This is a genomic window from Micromonospora sp. MA102 (genome assembly GCF_025460765.1).
Lineage (GTDB): Bacteria > Actinomycetota > Actinomycetes > Mycobacteriales > Micromonosporaceae > Micromonospora > Micromonospora halotolerans.
Genome location: NZ_JAMWEG010000002.1, coordinates 214664 through 234102, shown reverse-complemented (window position 1 = coordinate 234102; position 19439 = coordinate 214664). Strand labels below are relative to the sequence as shown.

20 protein-coding genes and 1 riboswitch are annotated in these 19439 nt (G+C 75.0%); of the genes, 12 read left to right on the top strand and 8 right to left on the bottom strand.

Annotation, left to right across the window (positions count from 1 at the left end; genetic code table 11):
- Positions 1-27 precede the first annotated feature (27 nt).
- The 3 genes from NFX44_RS04485 (at position 28) to fabF (ending at position 2526) form a co-directional block, all read left to right on the top strand.
- A complete protein-coding gene (locus NFX44_RS04485; protein ID WP_262282208.1) occupies positions 28-972 on the top strand; it encodes a beta-ketoacyl-ACP synthase III in 945 nt (314 codons plus the stop codon).
- An 85-nt stretch (positions 973-1057) separates the two neighbouring features.
- A complete protein-coding gene (locus tag NFX44_RS04480) occupies positions 1058-1297 on the top strand; it encodes an acyl carrier protein (RefSeq protein WP_088972559.1) in 240 nt (79 codons plus the stop codon).
- 2 nt (positions 1298-1299) lie between these two features.
- The gene (gene fabF, locus NFX44_RS04475; protein WP_262282207.1) at positions 1300-2526 is read left to right on the top strand and encodes a beta-ketoacyl-ACP synthase II; all 1227 of its coding nucleotides are present in this window, start codon (positions 1300-1302) and stop codon (positions 2524-2526) included.
- A 57-nt stretch (positions 2527-2583) separates the two neighbouring features.
- Here the strand turns inward: fabF and NFX44_RS04470 are convergent, their stop codons facing one another.
- Entirely contained in the window at positions 2584-2805 is a 222-nt protein-coding gene (locus NFX44_RS04470; protein ID WP_262282206.1) for a hypothetical protein, read from the bottom strand.
- Between the two features lie 114 nt (positions 2806-2919).
- Between NFX44_RS04470 and NFX44_RS04465 the strand changes: the two genes are divergently transcribed.
- Both NFX44_RS04465 and NFX44_RS04460 read left to right on the top strand, forming a co-directional pair.
- Positions 2920-3630 carry a bifunctional 2-polyprenyl-6-hydroxyphenol methylase/3-demethylubiquinol 3-O-methyltransferase UbiG gene (locus NFX44_RS04465; protein WP_262282205.1) on the top strand — a complete coding sequence of 237 codons (711 nt, stop codon included), beginning with the start codon at positions 2920-2922 and terminating at the stop codon, positions 3628-3630.
- 85 nt (positions 3631-3715) lie between these two features.
- Positions 3716-4348 (top strand): lipoprotein, encoded by a 633-nt coding sequence (locus NFX44_RS04460; protein ID WP_262282204.1) that lies wholly within the window; start codon positions 3716-3718, stop codon positions 4346-4348.
- Positions 4349-4355: 7 nt separating this feature from the next.
- On the opposite strand, the gene NFX44_RS04455 is transcribed toward NFX44_RS04460, so the two are convergent.
- The 4 genes from NFX44_RS04455 to NFX44_RS04440 all read right to left on the bottom strand — a co-directional run bounded on the left by NFX44_RS04455 (position 4356) and on the right by NFX44_RS04440 (position 9958).
- Positions 4356-6632, bottom strand: coding sequence for a hypothetical protein (locus NFX44_RS04455; protein WP_262282203.1), 2277 nt, complete (start codon positions 6630-6632; stop codon positions 4356-4358).
- On the bottom strand, positions 6629-7615 hold the full coding sequence (locus NFX44_RS04450) for a glycosyltransferase family 2 protein (RefSeq protein ID WP_262282202.1): 987 nt from the start codon (positions 7613-7615) through the stop codon (positions 6629-6631). The genes NFX44_RS04455 and NFX44_RS04450 overlap by 4 nt, the downstream gene beginning before the upstream one ends.
- Positions 7616-7710: 95 nt before the next feature.
- A complete protein-coding gene (locus tag NFX44_RS04445; RefSeq protein ID WP_262282201.1) occupies positions 7711-9441 on the bottom strand; it encodes a glycoside hydrolase family 3 protein in 1731 nt (576 codons plus the stop codon).
- A gap of 25 nt (positions 9442-9466) precedes the next feature.
- Positions 9467-9958, bottom strand: a complete 492-nt coding sequence (locus tag NFX44_RS04440) for a DUF3145 domain-containing protein (RefSeq protein WP_262282200.1) — start codon at positions 9956-9958, stop codon at positions 9467-9469.
- Positions 9959-10288: 330 nt separating this feature from the next.
- Between NFX44_RS04440 and NFX44_RS04435 the strand changes: the two genes are divergently transcribed.
- Entirely contained in the window at positions 10289-10618 is a 330-nt protein-coding gene (locus NFX44_RS04435; RefSeq protein ID WP_154228052.1) for a hypothetical protein, read from the top strand.
- Positions 10619-10686: 68 nt separating this feature from the next.
- Here NFX44_RS04435 and NFX44_RS04430 read toward each other — a convergent pair whose 3' ends face one another.
- On the bottom strand, positions 10687-11298 hold the full coding sequence (locus tag NFX44_RS04430; RefSeq protein WP_262282199.1) for a carbonic anhydrase: 612 nt from the start codon (positions 11296-11298) through the stop codon (positions 10687-10689).
- A gap of 150 nt (positions 11299-11448) precedes the next feature.
- Here NFX44_RS04430 and NFX44_RS04425 point away from each other — a divergent pair, with 150 nt between their 5' ends.
- The 5 genes from NFX44_RS04425 (at position 11449) to NFX44_RS04405 (ending at position 17575) form a co-directional block, all read left to right on the top strand.
- Positions 11449-12390 carry an alpha/beta fold hydrolase gene (locus tag NFX44_RS04425; protein ID WP_262282198.1) on the top strand — a complete coding sequence of 314 codons (942 nt, stop codon included), beginning with the start codon at positions 11449-11451 and terminating at the stop codon, positions 12388-12390.
- 109 nt (positions 12391-12499) lie between these two features.
- Entirely contained in the window at positions 12500-14614 is a 2115-nt protein-coding gene (locus tag NFX44_RS04420) for an AAA family ATPase (protein WP_262282197.1), read from the top strand.
- Positions 14615-14704: 90 nt separating this feature from the next.
- Positions 14705-15619 (top strand): cation diffusion facilitator family transporter, encoded by a 915-nt coding sequence (locus NFX44_RS04415; protein ID WP_262282196.1) that lies wholly within the window; start codon positions 14705-14707, stop codon positions 15617-15619.
- A 143-nt stretch (positions 15620-15762) separates the two neighbouring features.
- Positions 15763-15894: riboswitch (cyclic di-AMP (ydaO/yuaA leader) on the top strand.
- 4 nt (positions 15895-15898) lie between these two features.
- A complete protein-coding gene (locus NFX44_RS04410) occupies positions 15899-16966 on the top strand; it encodes a hypothetical protein (protein ID WP_262282195.1) in 1068 nt (355 codons plus the stop codon).
- A 99-nt stretch (positions 16967-17065) separates the two neighbouring features.
- Complete coding sequence (locus tag NFX44_RS04405) at positions 17066-17575, top strand: hypothetical protein (RefSeq protein WP_262282194.1); 510 nt, start codon at positions 17066-17068, stop codon at positions 17573-17575.
- A gap of 24 nt (positions 17576-17599) precedes the next feature.
- On the opposite strand, the gene NFX44_RS04400 is transcribed toward NFX44_RS04405, so the two are convergent.
- Together NFX44_RS04400 and NFX44_RS04395 are read right to left on the bottom strand one after the other, a co-directional pair.
- Positions 17600-18052: an SRPBCC family protein gene (locus NFX44_RS04400; RefSeq protein ID WP_262282193.1), complete on the bottom strand. Its 453-nt coding sequence runs from the start codon at positions 18050-18052 to the stop codon at positions 17600-17602.
- A 126-nt stretch (positions 18053-18178) separates the two neighbouring features.
- Positions 18179-18538, bottom strand: a complete 360-nt coding sequence (locus NFX44_RS04395; protein WP_262282192.1) for an STAS domain-containing protein — start codon at positions 18536-18538, stop codon at positions 18179-18181.
- Positions 18539-18975: 437 nt separating this feature from the next.
- Between NFX44_RS04395 and NFX44_RS04390 the strand changes: the two genes are divergently transcribed.
- Entirely contained in the window at positions 18976-19380 is a 405-nt protein-coding gene (locus tag NFX44_RS04390; RefSeq protein ID WP_262282191.1) for a hypothetical protein, read from the top strand.
- The last annotated feature ends 59 nt before the right edge of the window (positions 19381-19439 follow it).

Genomic DNA, 19439 nt, shown 5'->3' with positions numbered 1-19439 from the left:
GCAGTCGCTAACGGAAGGTATCCACTGATGGCCGGCAGCCGGATCGTCGCGATGGGGCACTACCAGCCCTCCCGCGTGGTCACCAACGACGACCTCGCCCAGATGGTCGACACCAACGACGAGTGGATCCGGGACCGGGTCGGCATCGTCACCCGCCGGATCGCCGGCGACGAGACGGTGGCCGACATGGCCGCCGCGGCCGCCGGCAAGGCGCTGGCCAACTCGGGCCTCACGGCCGCCGACATCGACCTCGTCGTGGTCGCCACCTGCACCTCGGTGGACCGCAGCCCGAACGTGGCCTGCCGGGTCGCGGCCAAGCTGGGCATCGGCGCCCCGGGCGCGTACGACATCAACACCGCCTGCTCCGGCTTCGCGTACGCGCTGGGCACCGTGGACCACGCCATCCGGGCCGGCGCGGCACGCAACGCGATCGTGATCGGCGCCGAGAAGCTGTCCGACTTCACCGACTGGACCGACCGGTCGACCTGCATCATCTTCGGCGACGGCGCGGGCGCGGCCGTGGTCACCGCGACCGCCGAGGGCGAGCCGGCCGGGGTGGGCCCCGTGGTGTGGGGTTCGGTGCCGGAGAAGAGCGACGCGGTCCGGATCGAGGGCTGGCGGCCGTACATCGCGCAGGAGGGGCAGGCGGTCTTCCGCTGGGCCACCACGGCGCTGGCCCCGCTCGCGCTCCAGGCCTGCGAGAAGGCCGGGGTGGCCCCGTCGGAGCTGGCCGCGTTCGTGCCGCACCAGGCCAACGCCCGGATCATCGATGGCATCGTCAAGCGGCTGGACATCCCGAACGCGATCATCGCGAAGGACATCGTCGAGTCCGGAAACACGTCCGCGGCGAGCGTGCCGCTGGCCCTGTCGAAGATGGTCGAACGGCGCGAGGTGCCCTCCGGCGCCCCGGTGCTGCTGTTCGGCTTCGGCGGTGGCCTGACCTACGCCGGTCAGGTCGTCCGCTGCCCATGAAGACCCCCTCGGGCGCGAGCGCCGAGGTGTGACGGCCGGCGTCGCCGGCCGTCGAGTGAACCCCCGATGAGAGGAACCAACCGCAATGACCCGTGACGAGATCACCGCCGGCCTCGCCGAGATCCTCGAAGAGGTTGCCGGGGTGAACCCGGACGACGTGGCCGAGGGGAAGTCCTTCACCGACGACCTCGATGTCGACTCGCTCTCCATGGTGGAGGTCGTGGTGGCGGCCGAGGAGAAGTTCGGCGTCAAGATCCCGGACAACGAGGTGCAGAACCTCAAGACCGTGGGCGACGCCGTCAGCTACATCGCGGCGCAGTCCTGATCATGAGTCGTCCCGACGTCGTCGTCACCGGGCTCGGCGCGACGACCCCGCTCGGCGGGGACGTCGCGTCGACCTGGGACGCCATGCTCGCCGGCCGCTCCGGGGTGAGTGCGCTCACCCAGGAGTGGGCCGCGCAACTGCCCGTCCGGATCGCCGCGCAGCTCGCCGTCGAACCGTCGACGGTGCTCGACCGGGTCAAGCTCCGCCGGCTGGACCGGTCCGAGGCGATCGCCATCGTGGCGGCGCAGCAGGCCTGGGCGGACGCCGGCCTGGCCGACTCCGGGCTGGACCCGGAGCGGCTGGCGGTCAGCATCGGCTCCGGCATCGGCGGCGCCACGACCCTGCTCGCCCAGGACGACATCCTGGAGGCCTCCGGCCCGCGGCGGGTCTCCCCGCACACGGTGCCGATGCTGATGCCGAACGGCCCGGCCGCCTGGGTCGGGCTGGAACTCGGCGCGAAGGCCGGCGTGCACTCGGTCGCCAGCGCCTGCGCGACCGGCGCGGAGGCGATCGCGCTGGGGCTGGACATCATCCGCTCCGGCCGGGCCGACGTGGTGGTGGCCGGCGGCACCGAGGCGGTCATCCACCCGCTGCCGATCGCCGGCTTCGCCTCGATGCGGGCCATGTCGACCCGCAACGACGAGCCGGAGAAGGCGTCCCGCCCGTGGGACAAGGGCCGCGACGGCTTCGTCCTCGGTGAGGGCGCGGGCGTGGTGGTCCTGGAGCGCGCCGACCACGCCGCCGCCCGCGGCGCCCGGGTCTACGCGCGCCTCGCCGGCGCCGGGATCACGTCGGACGCGTACGACATCGTGCAGCCGCACGCCGAGGGCGAGGGCGCCATCCGGGCCATCGCCAAGGCGGTCGCGGACGCGGACGTCGCGAAGACCGACATCCGGCACGTGAACGCGCACGCCACCTCCACCCCGGTCGGCGACATGCTGGAGATCGGCGCCCTGCACAAGGCGGTGGGCGACCACGTGCTGCTGTCGGCCACCAAGTCGATGACCGGGCATCTGCTCGGCGCGGCCGGTGCGCTGGAGTCGATCGCCACCATCCTGGCCATCCGGGACGGTGTCGTGCCGCCGACGATCAACCTGGACGACCCGGACGAGGGCCTCACCCTCGAGGTGGCCGCGCACAAGGCGCGCCACCTGGAGATCCCGGCGGCGCTGAACAACGCGTTCGGCTTCGGCGGGCACAACGTTGCCCTGGTCTTCACCCGGGCCTGAGCACGGCATGCCCGCTCGGGGTCCGCGTCCGCACCGGACGCGGGCCCCGAGCGCGTCTCAGCCCCGGTTGCGGGGATGCTGCCGCGCGGTCCGCTCGTTGCCCCGCCGGTAGTTGCCGGTCCACCGGGCCATCACCAGTTGCGGGTCGTCGCCGACCTCGGCGAGGAACTGAGCGGCGCGTCCGCCCCGCAATGTGGCGGCGACCCGACCATGGTGGGTGATCACCACCGACCCGTCGGCCCGTTCGACATAACGGAAACCCTGCGCGTGCTCTCCCATCGGCGCCACCCTGCCAGCGCCCGCGTCCGGCCGCACCCGGATTTGCCGGCGGCCCGGTTCCAGCCGGCCCGGGCGGTTACGGTGAGGACCGCCGAGCCGTCGAGGAGCACCACCGTGGACGCGACCGAGATCCGCAAGCTCGCCGCGCTGGAGGACACCCACTGGTGGTATCGGGAGCGGCGCGCCCTGCTGGGCCGGGCGCTGCGCCGGTTGGCGGCGGCGGGCACCCGGCCGGGGCGGGCGCTGGACATCGGCGCGGCCGGCGGCGGGAACACCCGGGTGCTGCGGGCGCACGGCTGGCGGCCGGTCGCGCTGGAATACAGCGCCGAGGGCGCCGGGGTGGCCCGGGGCCGGGGCCTGGACGTGATCCGGGCCGACGCTCGGCACCTGCCGGTCCCCTCGGCCGGCCTGGGTCTGGTGGTCGCCTTCGACATCCTGGAGCACGTCGACGAGGACCACCTGGCGGCCGCCGAGTTCCGGCGGGCGCTGCGCCCCGGCGGGACGGCCCTGATCACGGTGCCGGCCGACATGCGGCTCTGGTCGGCCCACGACGCGGCGGTCGGGCACGTCCGCCGCTACGACCGCGCCGGGCTGCGGGCCGTGGTGGAGAAGGCCGGGCTGGTGGTGGACGAGCTGTGGAGCTGGAACGTGCTGCTACGCCCGGTGGCGGCGTGGCGGCGCCGCCGGTGCGCCGGCTCGGACCTGGACGAGCCGCACCCGCTGGTGAACCTCGGCCTGCGTACGGTGGTCGCGGTCGAGCGGCACCTGCCCGTGCGGGCGCTGCCCGGGGTCTCGCTGATGCTGCGCGCGCACCGCCCGTCCTGAGCCCGGGACACCAGGACCGCCGAAGATCGACTAGCCTTCCTGGGCCGCCGCCGGGCACGGCGGCACCTGATTCAGGAGGACGGAAATGCGGCGACGTACCGCCACTGCCATGGTGGCCGTGCTGGCCCTTGCCGGGGTGGCCGGCTGCGGCGACGAAAAGCCGCGGCCGGCGGCGACGGCCTCGACGGCACCGAGCCCGACCGGCTCGCCCGTCGTCGCCGGACCGCCCTGGTACGACGAGGTGGCCCCCATCGAGGCGGCCGGTGAGATCGGCGGCAAGGCGAGCCCGTGCCCGATGGGAATCATCTTCTCGATCCCGGCGAAGTGGCGAGCGAAGGCGGTGACGGCCGGCCGGGACGCCGCGGTCGGCGACGCCGTGCCGATGTGCGAGATCGACGCCAAGCCGGCCGGGCACCTCGGCTTCCTGCGTGTCTGGGACGCGGATGCGGGCCTCAGCCAGCAGTACACGATGGACAAGTTCCTCGACGCGTACGGCGACGCCGCCCAGCGGCAGTACCGCCGGACGAAGGCCGGACCGCTCGATGCCTTCGAGGCGAGCTTCGTGGGGCCGGACGGCACCCGGGAGCGGGCCATCCTGGTCTCGACCATCTGGGGGCGCTACCTGCTGACTCTCGGCGGAGCGGACGACGAGGAGCACCTGGCCATGCTGCCGGCGTACCAGCTGGCCAAGCAGACCGCCAAGAACAACCGCGAGTGAGCCGGGGTCAACGGAGCCGGTAGACGGCCGTCCGCGCGTTCTCGAAGCGCAGGTCGGCGAGGGTCCGCAGGGCCGGCTCCTCGGGGCCGGCCTGCCGGTCCACCACCAGCCAGCGCACGCCGTACCGGTCGCGCAGGGCGGCCAGGCCGGCGGCCGTGGGGGCGGTGAAGGCCACGTCGTTGGCGCGCTGCCGGTCGGTGTCCCAGAACGGCGCGTACGGGCCGTCGGGCCGGCCGACCACCCGGGGCGCGAACGCCCACCCCTCGACCAGCACCGACCGCTCGGCGTAGCCGCTGAGCCAGAACGACCGGGCGTCGCACCACCCGTCCACCACCTCCCGGCAGTGGGCGTTGGTCGCGAGCACGTCATCCGGCGCGCTGTGCGCCCGCACCCAGCGGGCCGCCTCGACCCGGGAGGCGGGCATCGCCACCACCGGGTACGCCCCGCCGTTCGGGTAGTCCCGGGTCGCGGCGGCGTCCAGCACCAGCCCCGGCGTCCCGGCGGTCAGCACGGCGGTGAGCAGCACGAGCCCGCCCCGGCCGGCCAGCCCGGGCCAGCGCCCGACCAGCGCGGGCCAGCACAGGGCCACCAGCACCGCCGGCACGGTCAGCACGGCCGCCCAGCGCAGCAGCGGCAGCACCGGGGCGTACGCGGGGACGGCCGGCGAGCTGGTCGCGGAGTGGAGCTGCGCCGCGGTGAGCAGCGCGGCGAACCCGGCGGCGCCGGCGCCGAGCAGCCACCGGCCCCGGGCCGAGAGGGCGGCCCGGTCGGCCACCTCGACCCAGCCCCACCCGGAGAGCAGCACCCCGAAGGCGAACCCGGTCCGGGTGAAGTACTGGTTGCTGCTGCCGGGATGCCCGACGAGCAGGTAGATCGCCGGGCCGGCGAGCGCGCCGCCGAGCAGGAACACCTGCACCGGCTCCAGCCGCCACCGGCGCGGCCGGAGCAGGGCCAGGGCACCGGCCACCCGGAGCTGGAGGTTCAGCAGGAACGCCACCGCCACCAGCACCCACCACAGCGCGGTGACCCCGGCGGGCCGGCCGGAGGGCACGTACGGGCGCAGCCCCGAGAACGGGTCCAGGACCACCCCGTGGCTCTCGAAGGCGAACAGCACGGCGGTGGCGAACACCTGCGCGGCCAGGGCCAGGCCGGCGGCGACGAGCACCCGCCGGGGCACCCGGCGGCGGGCCACCAGCGTCACCGCGGCGGTGAGACCGAGCGCGGCCAGCACCACCGGCAGCGAACTGGCCTTGGCGCCGGTCGACGCGGCCAGGAAGAGGACCGCCAGCGCCCAGGCGCCGCGGCCCAGCGCGGGCACGGTCACCCCGCGGGCCCGACCGGTGAGCTCGCCGAGCGCGGCGACCAGCGGCAGCAGCAGGACCCAGCTGTACGTCATCGACGGGCTGCCCCAGACGATGAAGGTGGCCTGGCTGCCGAAGAGCTGCCGCCAGCCGTTCTCGAAGCCGAACTCGCCCACGGTGAACAGCAGCGCGGCGGCCACCACCCCGGCGTACGGCCGGCCGCTGATCCGCCAACCGACCACGGCCACCAGCACGGCGGCGAGCGCGCAGAGCGCGGGCACGGCGAGCCGGAACAGCACGGTGGGCAGGTCCACCCCGCTGACCAGGCTGGTGGCGGCCAGGTGGGCGAAGCCGAACCAGTGGTAGTGCAGCGGCTCCCCGGCGACCTGCGGCACCTCGGGCGGCACCTGGTGGGTGGCCGCCCCGGCGAGGGAGAGCTGGAAGGCCAGGTCGATGTACTGGGCCTGCCCCTCGTCGGTGGGCAGCACCGGGTTGACGGCGAGGAACGAGCCGTACAGGTAGAGGGTGAAGCCGGCCACCACCCCCGCCAGCGACCAGGCCCACCCCGCCGGCGCCACGGTCGGGTACCGGACCAGCCAGTGCCGGCGCAGCCGGGGCGCGGCGGCGAAGGGCACCACCACGGCGAGCGGCCACAGCCGTAGCCAGCCGGGCAGTCCGACCGCGGTGAACGCGGCCCACGCGACCAGCTCCAGCACCAGGCCGACGGCGGCGCCCATGGCCAGGTCCTCGACCAGGGTGTGCGGCCGGCGGCGCAGCGCGCGGAACACCAGCGTGCCGGGGAGCAGCACGGCCAGCACCGCGTACCCGGTCCACCGGGCGATCGCGCCGGCCGGGGTGCCGGCGGCGAGCAGCACGGCGACGACGGCGGCGTACCCGGCGACGGCCGGGGCCCAGCGCAGGGCGGCCGGACGGCGGCGCGGGTCGACGGCCGCCGGGGTGGCGCCGGTGGCGACGGCGGTCACCGCAGGCTGTCGGCCAGCTCGGCGGGGTCCGGGTGGGCCGGTCCGGCGGCGGCGCTGTCGCCCGCCACCAGGTACGCGGGCCGGCCCTGCACGGCCGTGTAGATCCGGGCCACGTACTCGCCGAGCAGGCCGAGGCAGAGCAGCTGCACGGCGCCGAGGAAGAGGATCGCCACGTAGAGCGAGGGCCAGCCGGTGACCGTGGCGCCGGCGAACCAGGCCAGCAGCGCCGCCACCACCAGCACCCCGCAGACCGCCACGCCCGCCAGGCCCAGCCAGGTGGCCACCCGCAGCGGCGCCGCGGAGAAGCTGGTGACGCTCTCCGCGGCCAGCCCGGCCATCCGGGACAGCGGGTACTTCGTGCGGCCGGCGGCGCGTTCCTGCCGCTCGTAGGTCACCTCGGCGCTCGGGAAGCCGAGCCAGGGCACCACCAGCCGGAGCACCGGGCTGCGCTCGGGCAGCTCCCGCAGCGCCTCCACGGCGGCCCGGCCGAGCAGCCGGAAGTCGCCGGCCTGGGCGGGGACCTGCTCGCCGACGAGCCGCCGGACCAGGCGGTAGTAGCCGCCCGCGCTCCACCGCTTGAACCGGGTGTCCCGGCTGCGGTCGGCCCGTACGGCGTAGACCACGTCCACGCCGTCGGCGCGAGCCCGGCGCAGCAGCTCGACGATCACCTCGGGCGGGTCCTGGAGGTCGGCGTCGATGCTGACCACGTACGCGCCCCGGGCGCGCAGCAGGCCGGCGTGCAGGGCGGCCTGGTGCCCGCTGTTGCGGCGCAGGCGGAGCACCCGCAGCTCGGGCCAGCCGACCCGCAGCGCGGCCAGCGCCGCCGGGGTGGCGTCGGTGCTGCCGTCGTCGACGGCCACCACCTCGTACGCCTCGCCGAGCCCGTCGAGCACACCGCGCAGCCGGACGGCGAGCAGCGGGAGGACGGCCTCCTCGTTGAACATCGGCACCACGACGGACAGGGCCGGCTGCGGCGCGGTCACGGCACTCGACCCCCCGGATTCCCTGGCGGCGGACCGGGCCGACGCTACCAGTCGGGCAGGTCAGGGCCGGGTCGGTCGCAGGGCAGCCACCCCGATCAGGTGCCGCAGGTGGTGGCGGGCAGGCCGGACACCTTCACCGGGGAGTGGCCGGTCGGGCGGGCCTTTCCGGCGAGCACCGCCGCCAGCGCGGTCATCGACGTCCGAGTGGACGAGTAGGTGGCCAGCAGCGTCGGTGACTTCGCCCCGGCCAGCACGTACGGGGTGTCCATGGCGACCGTCACGTCCGCGTCGGCGCGCAGGTCCGCGCTCCCGTCGCCGTACCCGACGAGGTGCACGACCGTGCCGCCGCTGGGCACCACCTTCACCCCGGCGGCGGTGAGCGCCGCGGTCAGCGCGGCCCGGGTGCCGTCGCGTCCCTTGGCGGACGTGACCGTGACCGGGCCGGCCACCGGGCTGCCGCACCGGCCGCGCAGCATGGTCACCGCGGCGGCGGCCAGGTCGGCGGCGGCCTTCCGGTGCTCGGGGCTGTCCAGCGTCGACAGAGCCGGCGCCGGCCGGTCGGCCAGCTTGAACTTCATGGTCAGCACCCGGGTGACCGCCTCCACGAGCCGGGTCCGGGGCAGCGAGCCGTCCTTGAGCGCGGCGCGCAGCCCGTCGTACGCCTGGCCCACGTTCGGGGTCATGAGGATGAGGTCGTTGCCGGCGTTCAGCGCGCGGACCGCGGCCTCCCCGGGGGACCACCGCTTGGCCGGCGCCATGTTCATCCCGTCGGTGATCACCACGCCCTGGAAGCCGAGCTGGCCGCGGAGCACGTCGGTGAGGACCTTGTGGGAGAAGGTGGCCGGGGTGCCCGGGTCGATCGCCTTGACGTCCAGGTGGGCGGACATCACCGCCATGGCGCCGGCGTCGATCCCGGCGTGGAACGGCGGGAACGCGGTCCGGTCCAGCACGGCGCGGGACTGCCCGACCACCGGGAGGTCGGTGTGCGAGTCGGCGGCGGTCAGCCCGTGCCCGGGGAAGTGCTTGACGGCGGCACCGACCCCCTCGGCCTGCAACCCGCGGACCGCGCCGGACACCTGCGCCGAGGCGGTCGTCGGGTCGGCGCCGAAGGAGCGGGAGCCGATCACCGTGCTGCGGGTGGCCAGCACGTCGGCGACCGGTGCGAAGTCCAGGTTGACGCCCATGGCGGCCAGCTCGGCGCCGGCGGCCCGCCAGGCGGCCTCGGTGAGCGCCGGGTTGCCGGCGGCGCCGGCGGCGAGCGGGCTGGGCAGCAGGGTCACCCCGTCGGTGATCCGGGTGACCACGCCGTACTCCTGGTCGGTGCCGATCAGGAAGGGGGCGGGCCCGGCGGGCAGCCGGCCGGCGGCCGCGCGCAGGCCGTCGGTCAGCGCGCGCACCTGCTTCGGGTTGTCGACGTTGGTGGTCGCCTGGTTGCCCGAGGTGGGGTCGTCGGCGCTGAAGCCGACCAGGATGAGCCCGCCGAGGCGGTACTTCGCGACCATCTCCGCGGGGGTGTCGACCCCGGCCAGGGCCCGGTTGCCGGCCGCCGAACCGGGCGAGACCTTCGTCGCCGAGCTGCCGTACGCGTAGGGCATCAGCACCTGGCCGACGAGATCCTCGTCGGAGAGCGTCGCCACCAGGGCGGCCGCCCGGGCGGCCGGGTCGGCGCCGGTCGGGGCGGGGGCGGCCGACGACGGGACCGGCGCCGGGCTCGACGGGGTCGGCCGGGCCCGTTCGGGCTCACCCGAGCACCCGGAGACGAGCAGCGCGGTCAGTGCGGCGAGCGCGACGCAGGCGCGGCGCGGGGAAATCGACACGCGCCCCACCGTATCGGGGCAACTTGACCTTCCGTCACCCCACCCGGGTGAGCAGTGTCACCGGCGCGCCGTCCCCGGCGTACCGGTAGGGCTCGAGTTCGGCGTCCCAGGCGGTGCCGAGGGCCTTGTCCAGGGCGTGTGCGAGCGCCTCCGGGGCCCGGGCGGCGGCCATGATGCCGCGCAGCCTGTCCTCGCCGAGCTGGATGTCACCGGCCGCGCCCACGGTGGCCCGGAACAGGCCGCGCCCCGGCACGTACATGAAGCGCTCGCCGTCGACCCCCGCGCTGGGCTCCTCGGTGACCTCGAAACGGATCATGGGCCACTGCCGGAGGGCAGCAGCCAGTTCGGCGCCCGTCCCCGGGCTGCCGGTCCACCCGCACTCGGCGCGCCGCGCCCCGGGATCGACGGGCTGGGCCGTCCAGTGCAGGTTGACCGGCGCGGCGAGGACGCGCGCGATCGCCCACTCGACGTGCGAGCACACGGCGAGCGGGGTCGAGTGGACGTATACGACGCCACGCGTTGGCACGGTGACCTCCCGGTGAGCCGAGGTGCGTCTTCCCCTACGACCTCGTCCACACGAGTGGCCTCTGGAACACATGATGACCCGTGTGACGGATGGTGCGCCAGCGAATCGGAAAATTCGCCGGTGCCGGTGACCGGGAAATACCCGGGCGGCTGACCCGGTTGTGCTCCGTGACGGCGCGACGACCAGCCAGGCGTCGGGGTCGTGTACAGTTCTCTGGGCGGTTCTGTGCCGCCGCACGTCTTCGCGGGCTGACGCTCACCCCGGGCGTCAAACCGCACATCAGCCCCCGGACGGTTTCCGTCCTCCCGTACGTCTGCAAGGAGTACCTCCGTGGCGAGCAACACCTCTAAGACCGCGCGCGCGTCAGTCCGGGCCGGCCAGGCTGGCCAGGGTGGCGCCCTCAGCGTGCTGGGCGAGTTCAAGTACCTGATCCCGCTCAACGGCGGCAAGCACGCCTATGTGCGCAACCTGACCAACGGCAAGACCGCGCACCTGCGCACCGACTCCGACGCCTTCGTCGAGGAGATCCGGGTGCTGGCCGCCGCCGGCCACGCCGCCAAGGTCCGCGCCGAGATCAACGCTCTCGCCGCCACCCACCCGGACCACGGCTGGGACAAGACCGAGAAGCGTCTCGTCGAGGCCGGCGTCTTCGAGGGCTGAGCGGCCCTCACCCGCGACACCACGAACCGCCCGCCGGGGTCACCCCGGCGGGCGGTTCTGTCTCTACCTCACTCCCCGGGCAGCAGCGCCACCTCGCCGGTGGCCAGGTCGTAGAGGGCGCCGACCACGGCCACCTCGCCGGCCGCCACCGGGCCGGCCAGCAGCTCGTCGGCGCGCAGGGCGGCCACCGTGCGCCGGACGTGCCGGCGGACGGCGAGCGGGTGGGCGTCCGGGTCGTCCACGCCGACCTCCCGGACCGCCGGCGTGATCCGGTCCACCACGTAGCCCAGCGCGCCGTCCGGCCGGTGCCCGCTGCGCAGCGCCTCGACCGCCGAGCCCACCGCGCCGCAGCGCTCGTGGCCGAGCACCATCACGAGCCGCACACCGAGCTGCCCCACCACGTACTCGATCGAGCCGCGGACCGCCCGGTCGAGCACGTGCGCGCCGGTGCGGATCACGCAGATCGAGCCGAACGTCTGGTCGAAGATCGCCTCCAGCGGCACCCGCGAGTCGATGCAGCCGAGCACCACGGCGTACGGCTGCTGGTCGCCTGACGCCACCGCCGCGGCGGCCGTGACGTCGTGGCCGTGCACCGGCTGCCCGCTGACGAAGCGCCGGTTGCCGGAGAGCAGCTCGGCCAGGGCGGCCCGGGGCGTCCGGGCGACGGGGGTGGGCGGCATGCCCTCCAGCCTGGTCACCGATCCGGCAACGCGAGGCGGGGTTGGAAATCTTCTCACCACCCCGGTTGCCGTGCTGTCATGAGGGGTACGCCGGTGTCACCACCGGGTCACTCCGGTGCGCGGTCACCGGTCGGCCCGGGGAGGTGGAGCATGCCGGAGCACCTGGAGGTGCGACTTCCCGACGGCGTACGCCTGCACGTGACGGCGACCGGGCCGGTCGACGCCGAGGTCACCGCCGTCCTGCTGCACGGCTGGACGCTGGACGGTCGCAGCTGGCACCGCCAGCTCGCCGGCCTGCGCGACCGGTGGGGCGACCGGGTCCGGGTGCTCACCTACGACGCCCGGGGGCACGGCCGGTCGAGCTGCATGGCGCTGCGCACCGCCACCCTGGCCCAGCTCGGCGACGACCTGGCGGCGGTGGTCGACCAGCTCGTCCCGTCCGGCCCGATCGTGCTCGTCGGGCATTCGATGGGCGGAATGACCGTCATGGAGTACGCCCACCGCCACCCCGACCGCTTCGCGGCCCGCGTGGCCGGCCTGGTCTTCGTCTCGACCACCGCCGAGGGGCACACCCACACCGCCTACGGGCTCTCCCCCCGCATCACCCGGCTGATCCGGCTCGCCGAGACCACCGGCGCCGGGGTGCTGGCCCGGTGCGGCGCCTGGCGCCCGCCGCACGCGCTGCTGCGCGCGCTGCGCCCCAGCATCCGCTGGATGCTCTTCGGCGACCGCTGCGACCCGGCCGACATCCGGCTGGTCACCTCGGCGGTGGCGCACGCCTCGCTGCGCTCGATCGGCGGGTTCCGCGCCTCGATCGGGGCCCAGCACCGCCTGCACACCCTCGCGGCGCTCGGCCGGCTGCCGGCCGCCGCGCTGGTCGGCGACCGGGACCGGCTCACCCCGCCGCCGTGCGCCGAGTCGATCGCCGCGGCGCTGCCGACCACCGAGCTGACCGTCTGCCCGGGCGCCGGTCACATGCTGATGATGGAACGCCCCGACGAGGTGACCGCGGCCGTCGCCGGGGTGCTGCACCAGGTGCTCTCGGGGACGGACGCGGGAACGGCCGGGCAGCGGGTGGGAACGCCCGGATAACGGGCAACCCGGACGGGCGGCGGTGGGCAGCGGCATGGCCCCGACACGGGCCGGGTCGGCGGCCCGTACCCTCATTCAGCCGCGCCGTCTGACCACAGGAGCCCCCGCGTTGAGCGACCAGACCACCCTGGAACGGGAGATCGCCGTCGAACAACGGCATCTCGACCGGGTGTACGCCCGGCTGGCCGAACTGCGTCGGTCGGCCGCCGACGCCGAGCGGGAGGGCTACCGGCTGGCGCGGGTCGGCAACTTCGGCGCGCTCGTCGAGCGGGACGCGATGGTCTTCCACGCCGCACAGCGCCGGCACGTGCTGGACGCCGAGCACGAGGGGCTGGTCTTCGGCCGGCTCGACCTGCGTACCGGGCAGGTGCTGCACGTGGGGCGGCTCGGCGTGCGCGGGGAGAACGCCGAGACGCTGGTGGTGGACTGGCGGGCGCCGGCCGCCGCCGCGTTCTACCAGGCCACCCCCGCCGAGCCGCAGGGTGTGGTGCGGCGGCGCACGATCCAGTCGTCGGCGGAGCAGGTCACCCGGATCGAGGACGACCTGCTGGACCCGGAGTCGGCGCCGCCGGAGATGGCCGTGGTCGGCGACGGCGCGCTGCTGGCGACCCTGTCCCGGGCCACCGGCCACGGCATGCGGGACATCGTCGCCACCATCCAGCGGGAGCAGGACGAGGCCATCCGCTCTCCCGCCAGCGGGGTCACGATCGTCTCCGGCGGCCCGGGCACCGGCAAGACGGCGGTGGCCCTGCACCGGGCCGCGTACCTGCTCTATTCCGACCGCGCCCGGTACGCCGGCGGCGGCATCCTGGTGGTCGGCCCGTCGAGCGTGTTCGTCCAGTACATCGCCTCGGTGCTCCCCTCCCTCGGCGAGGAGACGGCCACCCTGCACTCGCTGGGTTCCCTCTTCCCCGGAGTGTCGGCGAACCGGACGGACCCGCCCGAGGTGGCGGCCGTGAAGGGGTCGCTGCGGATGCGCCGGGTGCTGGAGCGGGCGGTCCGGGACGCGGTGCCCGACTCCCCGGGCGAGCTGCGCCTGCTCTACCGGGGTGAGCTGCTCCGGCTGGAGCGGGGCGAGCTGGACGCCATCCGGGACCGGACGCTGTCGCGCGGCGCGCGCCGCAACGAGGTGCGCCGGGCGGCCTTCGACGCGGTCCTGGCCGCGCTCTGGGCGCAGGCCCGCCGGCTGCGGATCGGCCGCCTGCCGGAGCAGCCCGCGTTCGAGGACGAGATCATCGAGCGGCCGGAGTTCCGGGAGTTCCTGAAGGCCTGGTGGCCGCGACTGCACCCGCGCCACGTGCTGGGCTGGCTGGCCCGCCCGGAGCGGCTGCGCCGGTACGCCGGGGGCGTCCTGTCCGGGGCCGAGATCCGGCTGCTGACCGAGGCCTACCGGAGCCTGGAGGGCGAAGGGCTGACGATCGCCGACGTGGCGCTGCTGGACGAGCTGGACGCGCTGCTCGGCCGGCCGGTGCAGCGGGCGAGGCCGAAGCGGGACCCGTTCCAGCTGGCCGGCGGCGTCCGCGAGCTGAGCACGGCCGCCGACCGGCAGCGCGCCGCCCGGGCCGCCGCGCGGGAGCGCCCGGAGGACTACCGCGACTACGCCCACGTGGTCGTCGACGAGTCGCAGGACGTCTCGCCGATGCAGTGGCGGATGGTCGGCCGGCGCGGCCGCCTGGCGTCCTGGACGGTGGTGGGCGACCCGGCGCAGACCGCCTGGACCGGCGACCCGCAGGAGCTGGCCCGGGCCCGGGACCAGGCGCTGGGCCGGCGCCGCCGCCACCGGTACGAGCTGACCACCAACTACCGCAACTCGGCGGAGATCTTCGCCGTGGCGGCCGCGGAGATCCACCGCGTACACCCGGATCTGGCGTTGCCCACCGCGGTCCGTTCCACCGGGGTGGCCCCCGTCGAGCGGGCGGTGCCCGCCGCCGACCTGCCCGCCGCCACCGCGGCGGCGGCGCGCACGCTGCTGGCGGAGGTCGAGGGCACGGTGGGCGTGATCACGCCGGTGCCGCGCCGGGACGAGGTGGCCGGGTGGCTCGGCGACCTGGGCGGCCGGCTCCAGGTGGTGACCAGCCTCCAGGCCAAGGGCATGGAGTACGACGGGGTGGTGCTGGTCGCCCCGAGCGAGATCCGGGCCGATCCGGGGTCGGGCGTCCGCACCCTGTACGTGGCGCTCTCCCGGGCCACCCAGCGGCTCACCACGCTCGACCCGGTCGGCTGACGACGGCGCCTCGTCCGGCGTTCACTTGCACACATAGCGATGTGAGCATAGATTGAGCCCGGCCGGGCCGGCGGACGAGAGGGTGTGGGCGTGGGCGCAGGTCATGACCACAGCGGCGCGGTCGCCAACGCGGCGCAGCGTCACCGTGGTCGGCTCTGGGGCGCGTTCGCGCTGCTCACCGCCCTGATGGTGGTCGAGGCGGTGGCCGCCTTCGCCACCGGCTCCCTGGCCCTACTCTCCGACGCCGGGCACATGTTCACCGACGTCCTCGGCATCGGCATGGCACTCGCCGCGATCACCGCCACCCGGCACGCCGACACCGACCCGCAGCGCACCTTCGGGCTCTACCGGCTGGAGGTGCTGGCCGCGCTGGCCAACGCGGTGCTGCTCGGCGCCGTGGCGGTCTACGTCCTGGTCGAGGCGGCACGCCGGTTCGGCGAGCCGCCGGAGGTGCTCGCCGGGCCGATGCTCGCCGTGGCGGTGCTCGGCCTGCTCGCCAACATCGGCGCGTTCGCGCTGCTGCGGGCCGGCGCCGAGGAGAGCATCAACCTGCGCGGGGCGTACCTGGAGGTGCTGGGCGACCTGCTCGGCTCGCTCGGCGTGATCGGCGCCGCCCTGGTCATCGCGGTCACCGACTGGTGGTGGGCCGATCCGCTGGTCGCCGTGGCGATCGGGCTGTTCATCCTGCCGCGCACCTGGCGGCTCGGCCGGGCCGCGGTCCGGATCCTGGTGCAGGCCGCCCCGGAGCACCTCCAGGTGACCGCCGTGCACGACCGGCTGGCCGCGGTGCCCGGCGTCGCCGAGGTGCACGACCTGCACGTCTGGACGCTCACCTCGGGCATGGAGGTGGCCTCGGCGCACCTGACCATGACGCCGGGCGCCGAGGTCGGCGAGGTGCTGACGGCCGCCCGGACCGCCCTGCACGAGGACTTCTCCATCGATCACGCCACGTTGCAGATCGAACCCGGAGCGTCTCCGGGCGCGTGCGGCGCAGTCGAGTGGTAATTAGGGCAATCTTAAATCCAAGTGGTTATTGTGCATCTATGCCGGTTTTGTCCGGGGCACCGGCTCCCACCAGCGGAGCCGCCCCGGCACAGCGCCGGTAGGCTCGACCGCGGCCCCCGCCGGGCGGCGCCCACCGGCGCCCGCGGTGGCCAGCGCCTAATCGCCCGCACGGGCGAGCCGGGGAACCACGTTCGTGGGGTGCATCCGCGTCAGCGGTAGGGATCTTCCGTCCCGAACCCGTCAGCTAACCCGGTCGGCGGTTGACGGAAGGACACCTGAATGCCCCCAGTGGCACCTGTACGACGGACGGTCGCCCGGTTGGCGGCCCTGCTCGTCGCGGCGCTCGCCCTCGGCGTCGTGACCGCGCCGGTCTCCCCCGCCTCGGCGGCTTCCCCGACCGGCCTGCTCGCCGCCGCGCCCGGCGACGACGAGGGCGGCACCCCCGCGCTGCGCGCCCAGCTCGACGCGGCCAGCAAGGGCTGGCTCGACGCACGCACCGCACTGAGCCGCTCGGTGACGCGGCAACAGCAGCTCACCGCCCAGCTCAAGACGATCAACGCCGAGCTGACCGTGCGCGACGCCAAGGTCGGCGAGATCGCCGGCGTGGCGTACCGGTCCGGGCGGCTGGGCACGGCCGCGGCGCTGCTCGGCAGCACCAGCCCGGAGGGCTTCATGGATCGCGCGGCGGCGCTGGAGCAGGTGGCCGCGCACGAGGACCGGGCGCTCCGCGACCTCCTCGACAGCCGGGACGAGGCGACCCGCACGCAGACCGCCCTCACCGGTGAGATCCAGGAGCAGCGCAAGCAGGTCGCGGTGATGGCCAAGCGCAAGCAGCAGGCCGAACGCGCCCTGGAGGTGGCGAACAACCGGGCGTCCAGCAGCGGCGGCGGCAGCGTGCAGGGCACCTCCACGGCGAACGCGAAGCCGGCCCCGCGCAACGCCGACGGCTCCTGGCCCCCCGAGTCGTGCAGCGTCAACGACCCGACCCCGGCCGACGGCTGCATCACCCCGCGTACGCTGCACGCGCTCCAGCAGGCCAAGGCGGCCGGCTTCACCCGCTACGTCTCCTGCCACCGGCCCAGCGGCTCGGGCGAGCACCCGAAGGGGCGGGCCTGCGACTTCGCCGCGCAGAAAAGCGGCTTCGGCGGCGTGGCCACCGGCGGCGACAGGACGTACGGCAACAACCTCGCGGCCTACTTCATCCGCAACGCCGACGCGCTCGCCGTGCTCTACGTGATCTGGTTCAAACAGATCTGGCTGCCCAGCAGCGGCTGGAAGTCGTACAGCGGGGGCAACGGCGATCCGTCCAGCGACCACACCAACCACGTGCACCTGTCGGTGTACTGATCGCCGCTCCGCCGGCACCCGGCCTACGCCCCACGACGTAGGCCGGGTGTCGCCGCGCGGCCCACGACGCGACGCCCGCCACGGCCGAGCATCGAGGGCATGACTCGACTCTCGCCCGCCGGACGCAAGGCCCTGCTCACCCTGCACCTGGTCACCTCGCTGGGGTGGCTCGGCGCCGACCTGGTGCTGCTGGCCCTCGGCGTGGCCGGGCTCCGCGGGGCCGACCCCGAGGTGGTCTACCCGGCCGCCGCGCTGCTGGTCACCTGGCTGTTCGCCCCGCTCAGCGTGCTCGTCTGGCTGGTCGGGCTCGCCAGCGCGCTGCTCACCCCGTGGGGCCTGCTGCGCTGGCGCTGGGTGCTGGTGAAGTTCGCCGTCACCACCGTGGTGCTCACGCTCGTGCTGCTCCTGCTCACCCCGCGGGTCCGGCACCTCGGTGAGCTGGCCGGGGCGGCCGACGACCACCTGCGCGTCGACCTGGTGGTCGCGCCCACCGTCTCCAGCACGCTGCTGCTCGTCGTGACGGTGCTGTCCACCTACAAGCCGTGGGGGCGACTGCGGCCGGCGCGTCCCGCGGTCCGGCGACCGGTGTCCGCCGGGCGCCGTGGCTGAGCCGGGTCGCCGCCGGCCGCCGGGTCAGGACGCCTGCCCCTCCAGGGTGGCGCCGAGCCGGCTGGCCAGGCCGAGGTGGGCCGCGCGGGCCTGCCGGAAGGCGTAGCCGAACAACGGCGCCGGGGCGGAGAGGGTGATCTCCACGTCGATGCGCACCACCCCGTCGGGCTCGTCGCGCAGCCGGGTGTGGTTACGCACCGTGGTGGCCGGCTGCTGCCGGGCCACGGTCACGACCTCGTCCTCGTTGGCGACCAGCACGTCCGCCTGGTAGGTGACCGGGAAGTGCAGCGGGCCGAGCGCCAGCCGGTCGGTGATCGCGTAGCTGGCCAGCGCCCCGGGGCGGGCCGGCAGTTGACGGACCCGGACGATCAGCGGATGCAGCTCACCCTGCCGGCTCAGGTCACCGAGCAGGGCCACCGCGTGGGCCCTCGTGCACCGGGCCTGCACGGTGTAGCTGAAGCTGTCGCTGCTGAGCAAGCGGCACCCCCTCGCCGTCGTGGGTCCGCACGATCGTCCCGTACCGGAGCCGGGCTGGCAACGGGTCGAAAGTCCCGGCTCGCGGCAGGTCGGCGAGCGGGAGTCGATCAGGCAGGGGTGTGTCGATCAGGCGCCGGGGAGCACCTGGGGGGTGCTGTCGGCGAACCAGGGCTCGGGCGCGCCGAAGAGGCCGAGCAGGCCGGTCACCCAGAGCTGCCGGTGCACGAAGCGGCTCGGCTCGGTGACCACCAGCTTGACGCCGCTGACCTCGCAGGTCTGGAAACCGGCGACCATGGCGCTGATGCCGACCGAGTCGATGAAGGTGACGAGCCGCATGTTGAGCTCGATCCGGGAGGGCCGGCCCTTGGCGAGCACCTCGACGATCGCTTCCCGCACCTCGTACGCGGTGTCGACGTCGATCTCTCCCCGCGGGGCGATCTGGACGACACCACCCGGCCGCACCGACTTCACGATCGACAGGCTCACGCGAGCACCTCCACTCGCCCGTACGGGCGCCTCATCAGTACGCGGGCCGCGACCGAGAGTATTCCTCCGACGGCCTCGGTCGCCACCCCTCGGGATGAGCAATTCGCGTACTGGGCACACCTGGGCATCCCAATCCGGACCTTCGGGCTCCTGTTTCCCCGCGGCGCGGGGTCCCAACCGGTCGATCGGCCGGGGTGGGCCCGGCCGATCCGCCGACCCAGGGTAGCGGGCGGGCGCACGTCCGGGTGGCACCCGCCCCCGGCGCGTTCGCGTGGTTCGTCGGGTCCCGCGCCGATCGGGCCCGATCCGGCCCGCCCCGGTGGGTTTGCGCCGGCTCCGGTGCGGGCACTGGCCCCGGTGAGCGAACCGTCACGCGCCGGATCACACCCGGAGTCCGATCTGGCCGCCGGACTTCGGCACCCCGAGGAGGTAACACCATGTTCGGATCCACCCTGCTGGACCGCCGCAGCAAGACCGAGCGGGTCGCCGACCAGGCGTGGCAGCACCTGCTCTCCGCCGCCGGCTCCGCCGGGGACAGCGTGCGGGACGCCGCCCGGTCCGCCCGCCGCAACTCCTCCGGCCTCGCCGACGACGCCACCGATCTGGTCGGCTCCGCCGCCGAGGAGGCCCGCCGCCGGGCGACCCTCGCCTTCGACGCGCTCGCCGGCCGCCGGCCGGCGCTGCCCTGGACGCTGCTGATCGCCGCCGCGCTGGCCGGCGCGGCGATCGGCTGGGCCGCCGGCACCGCCGCGCGGGCCGCCGGCAGCCGGGAGCGGGACGTCGACGAGATCGAGTTCGTCGACGTCGACCGCCCCAACTCCCCCGCCGGCCTGGACGGCTGAGCCCCGGACGCGACGGTGGCCGCCCCCGGTGACGGGGGCGGCCACGCGCTGTTCGCGGT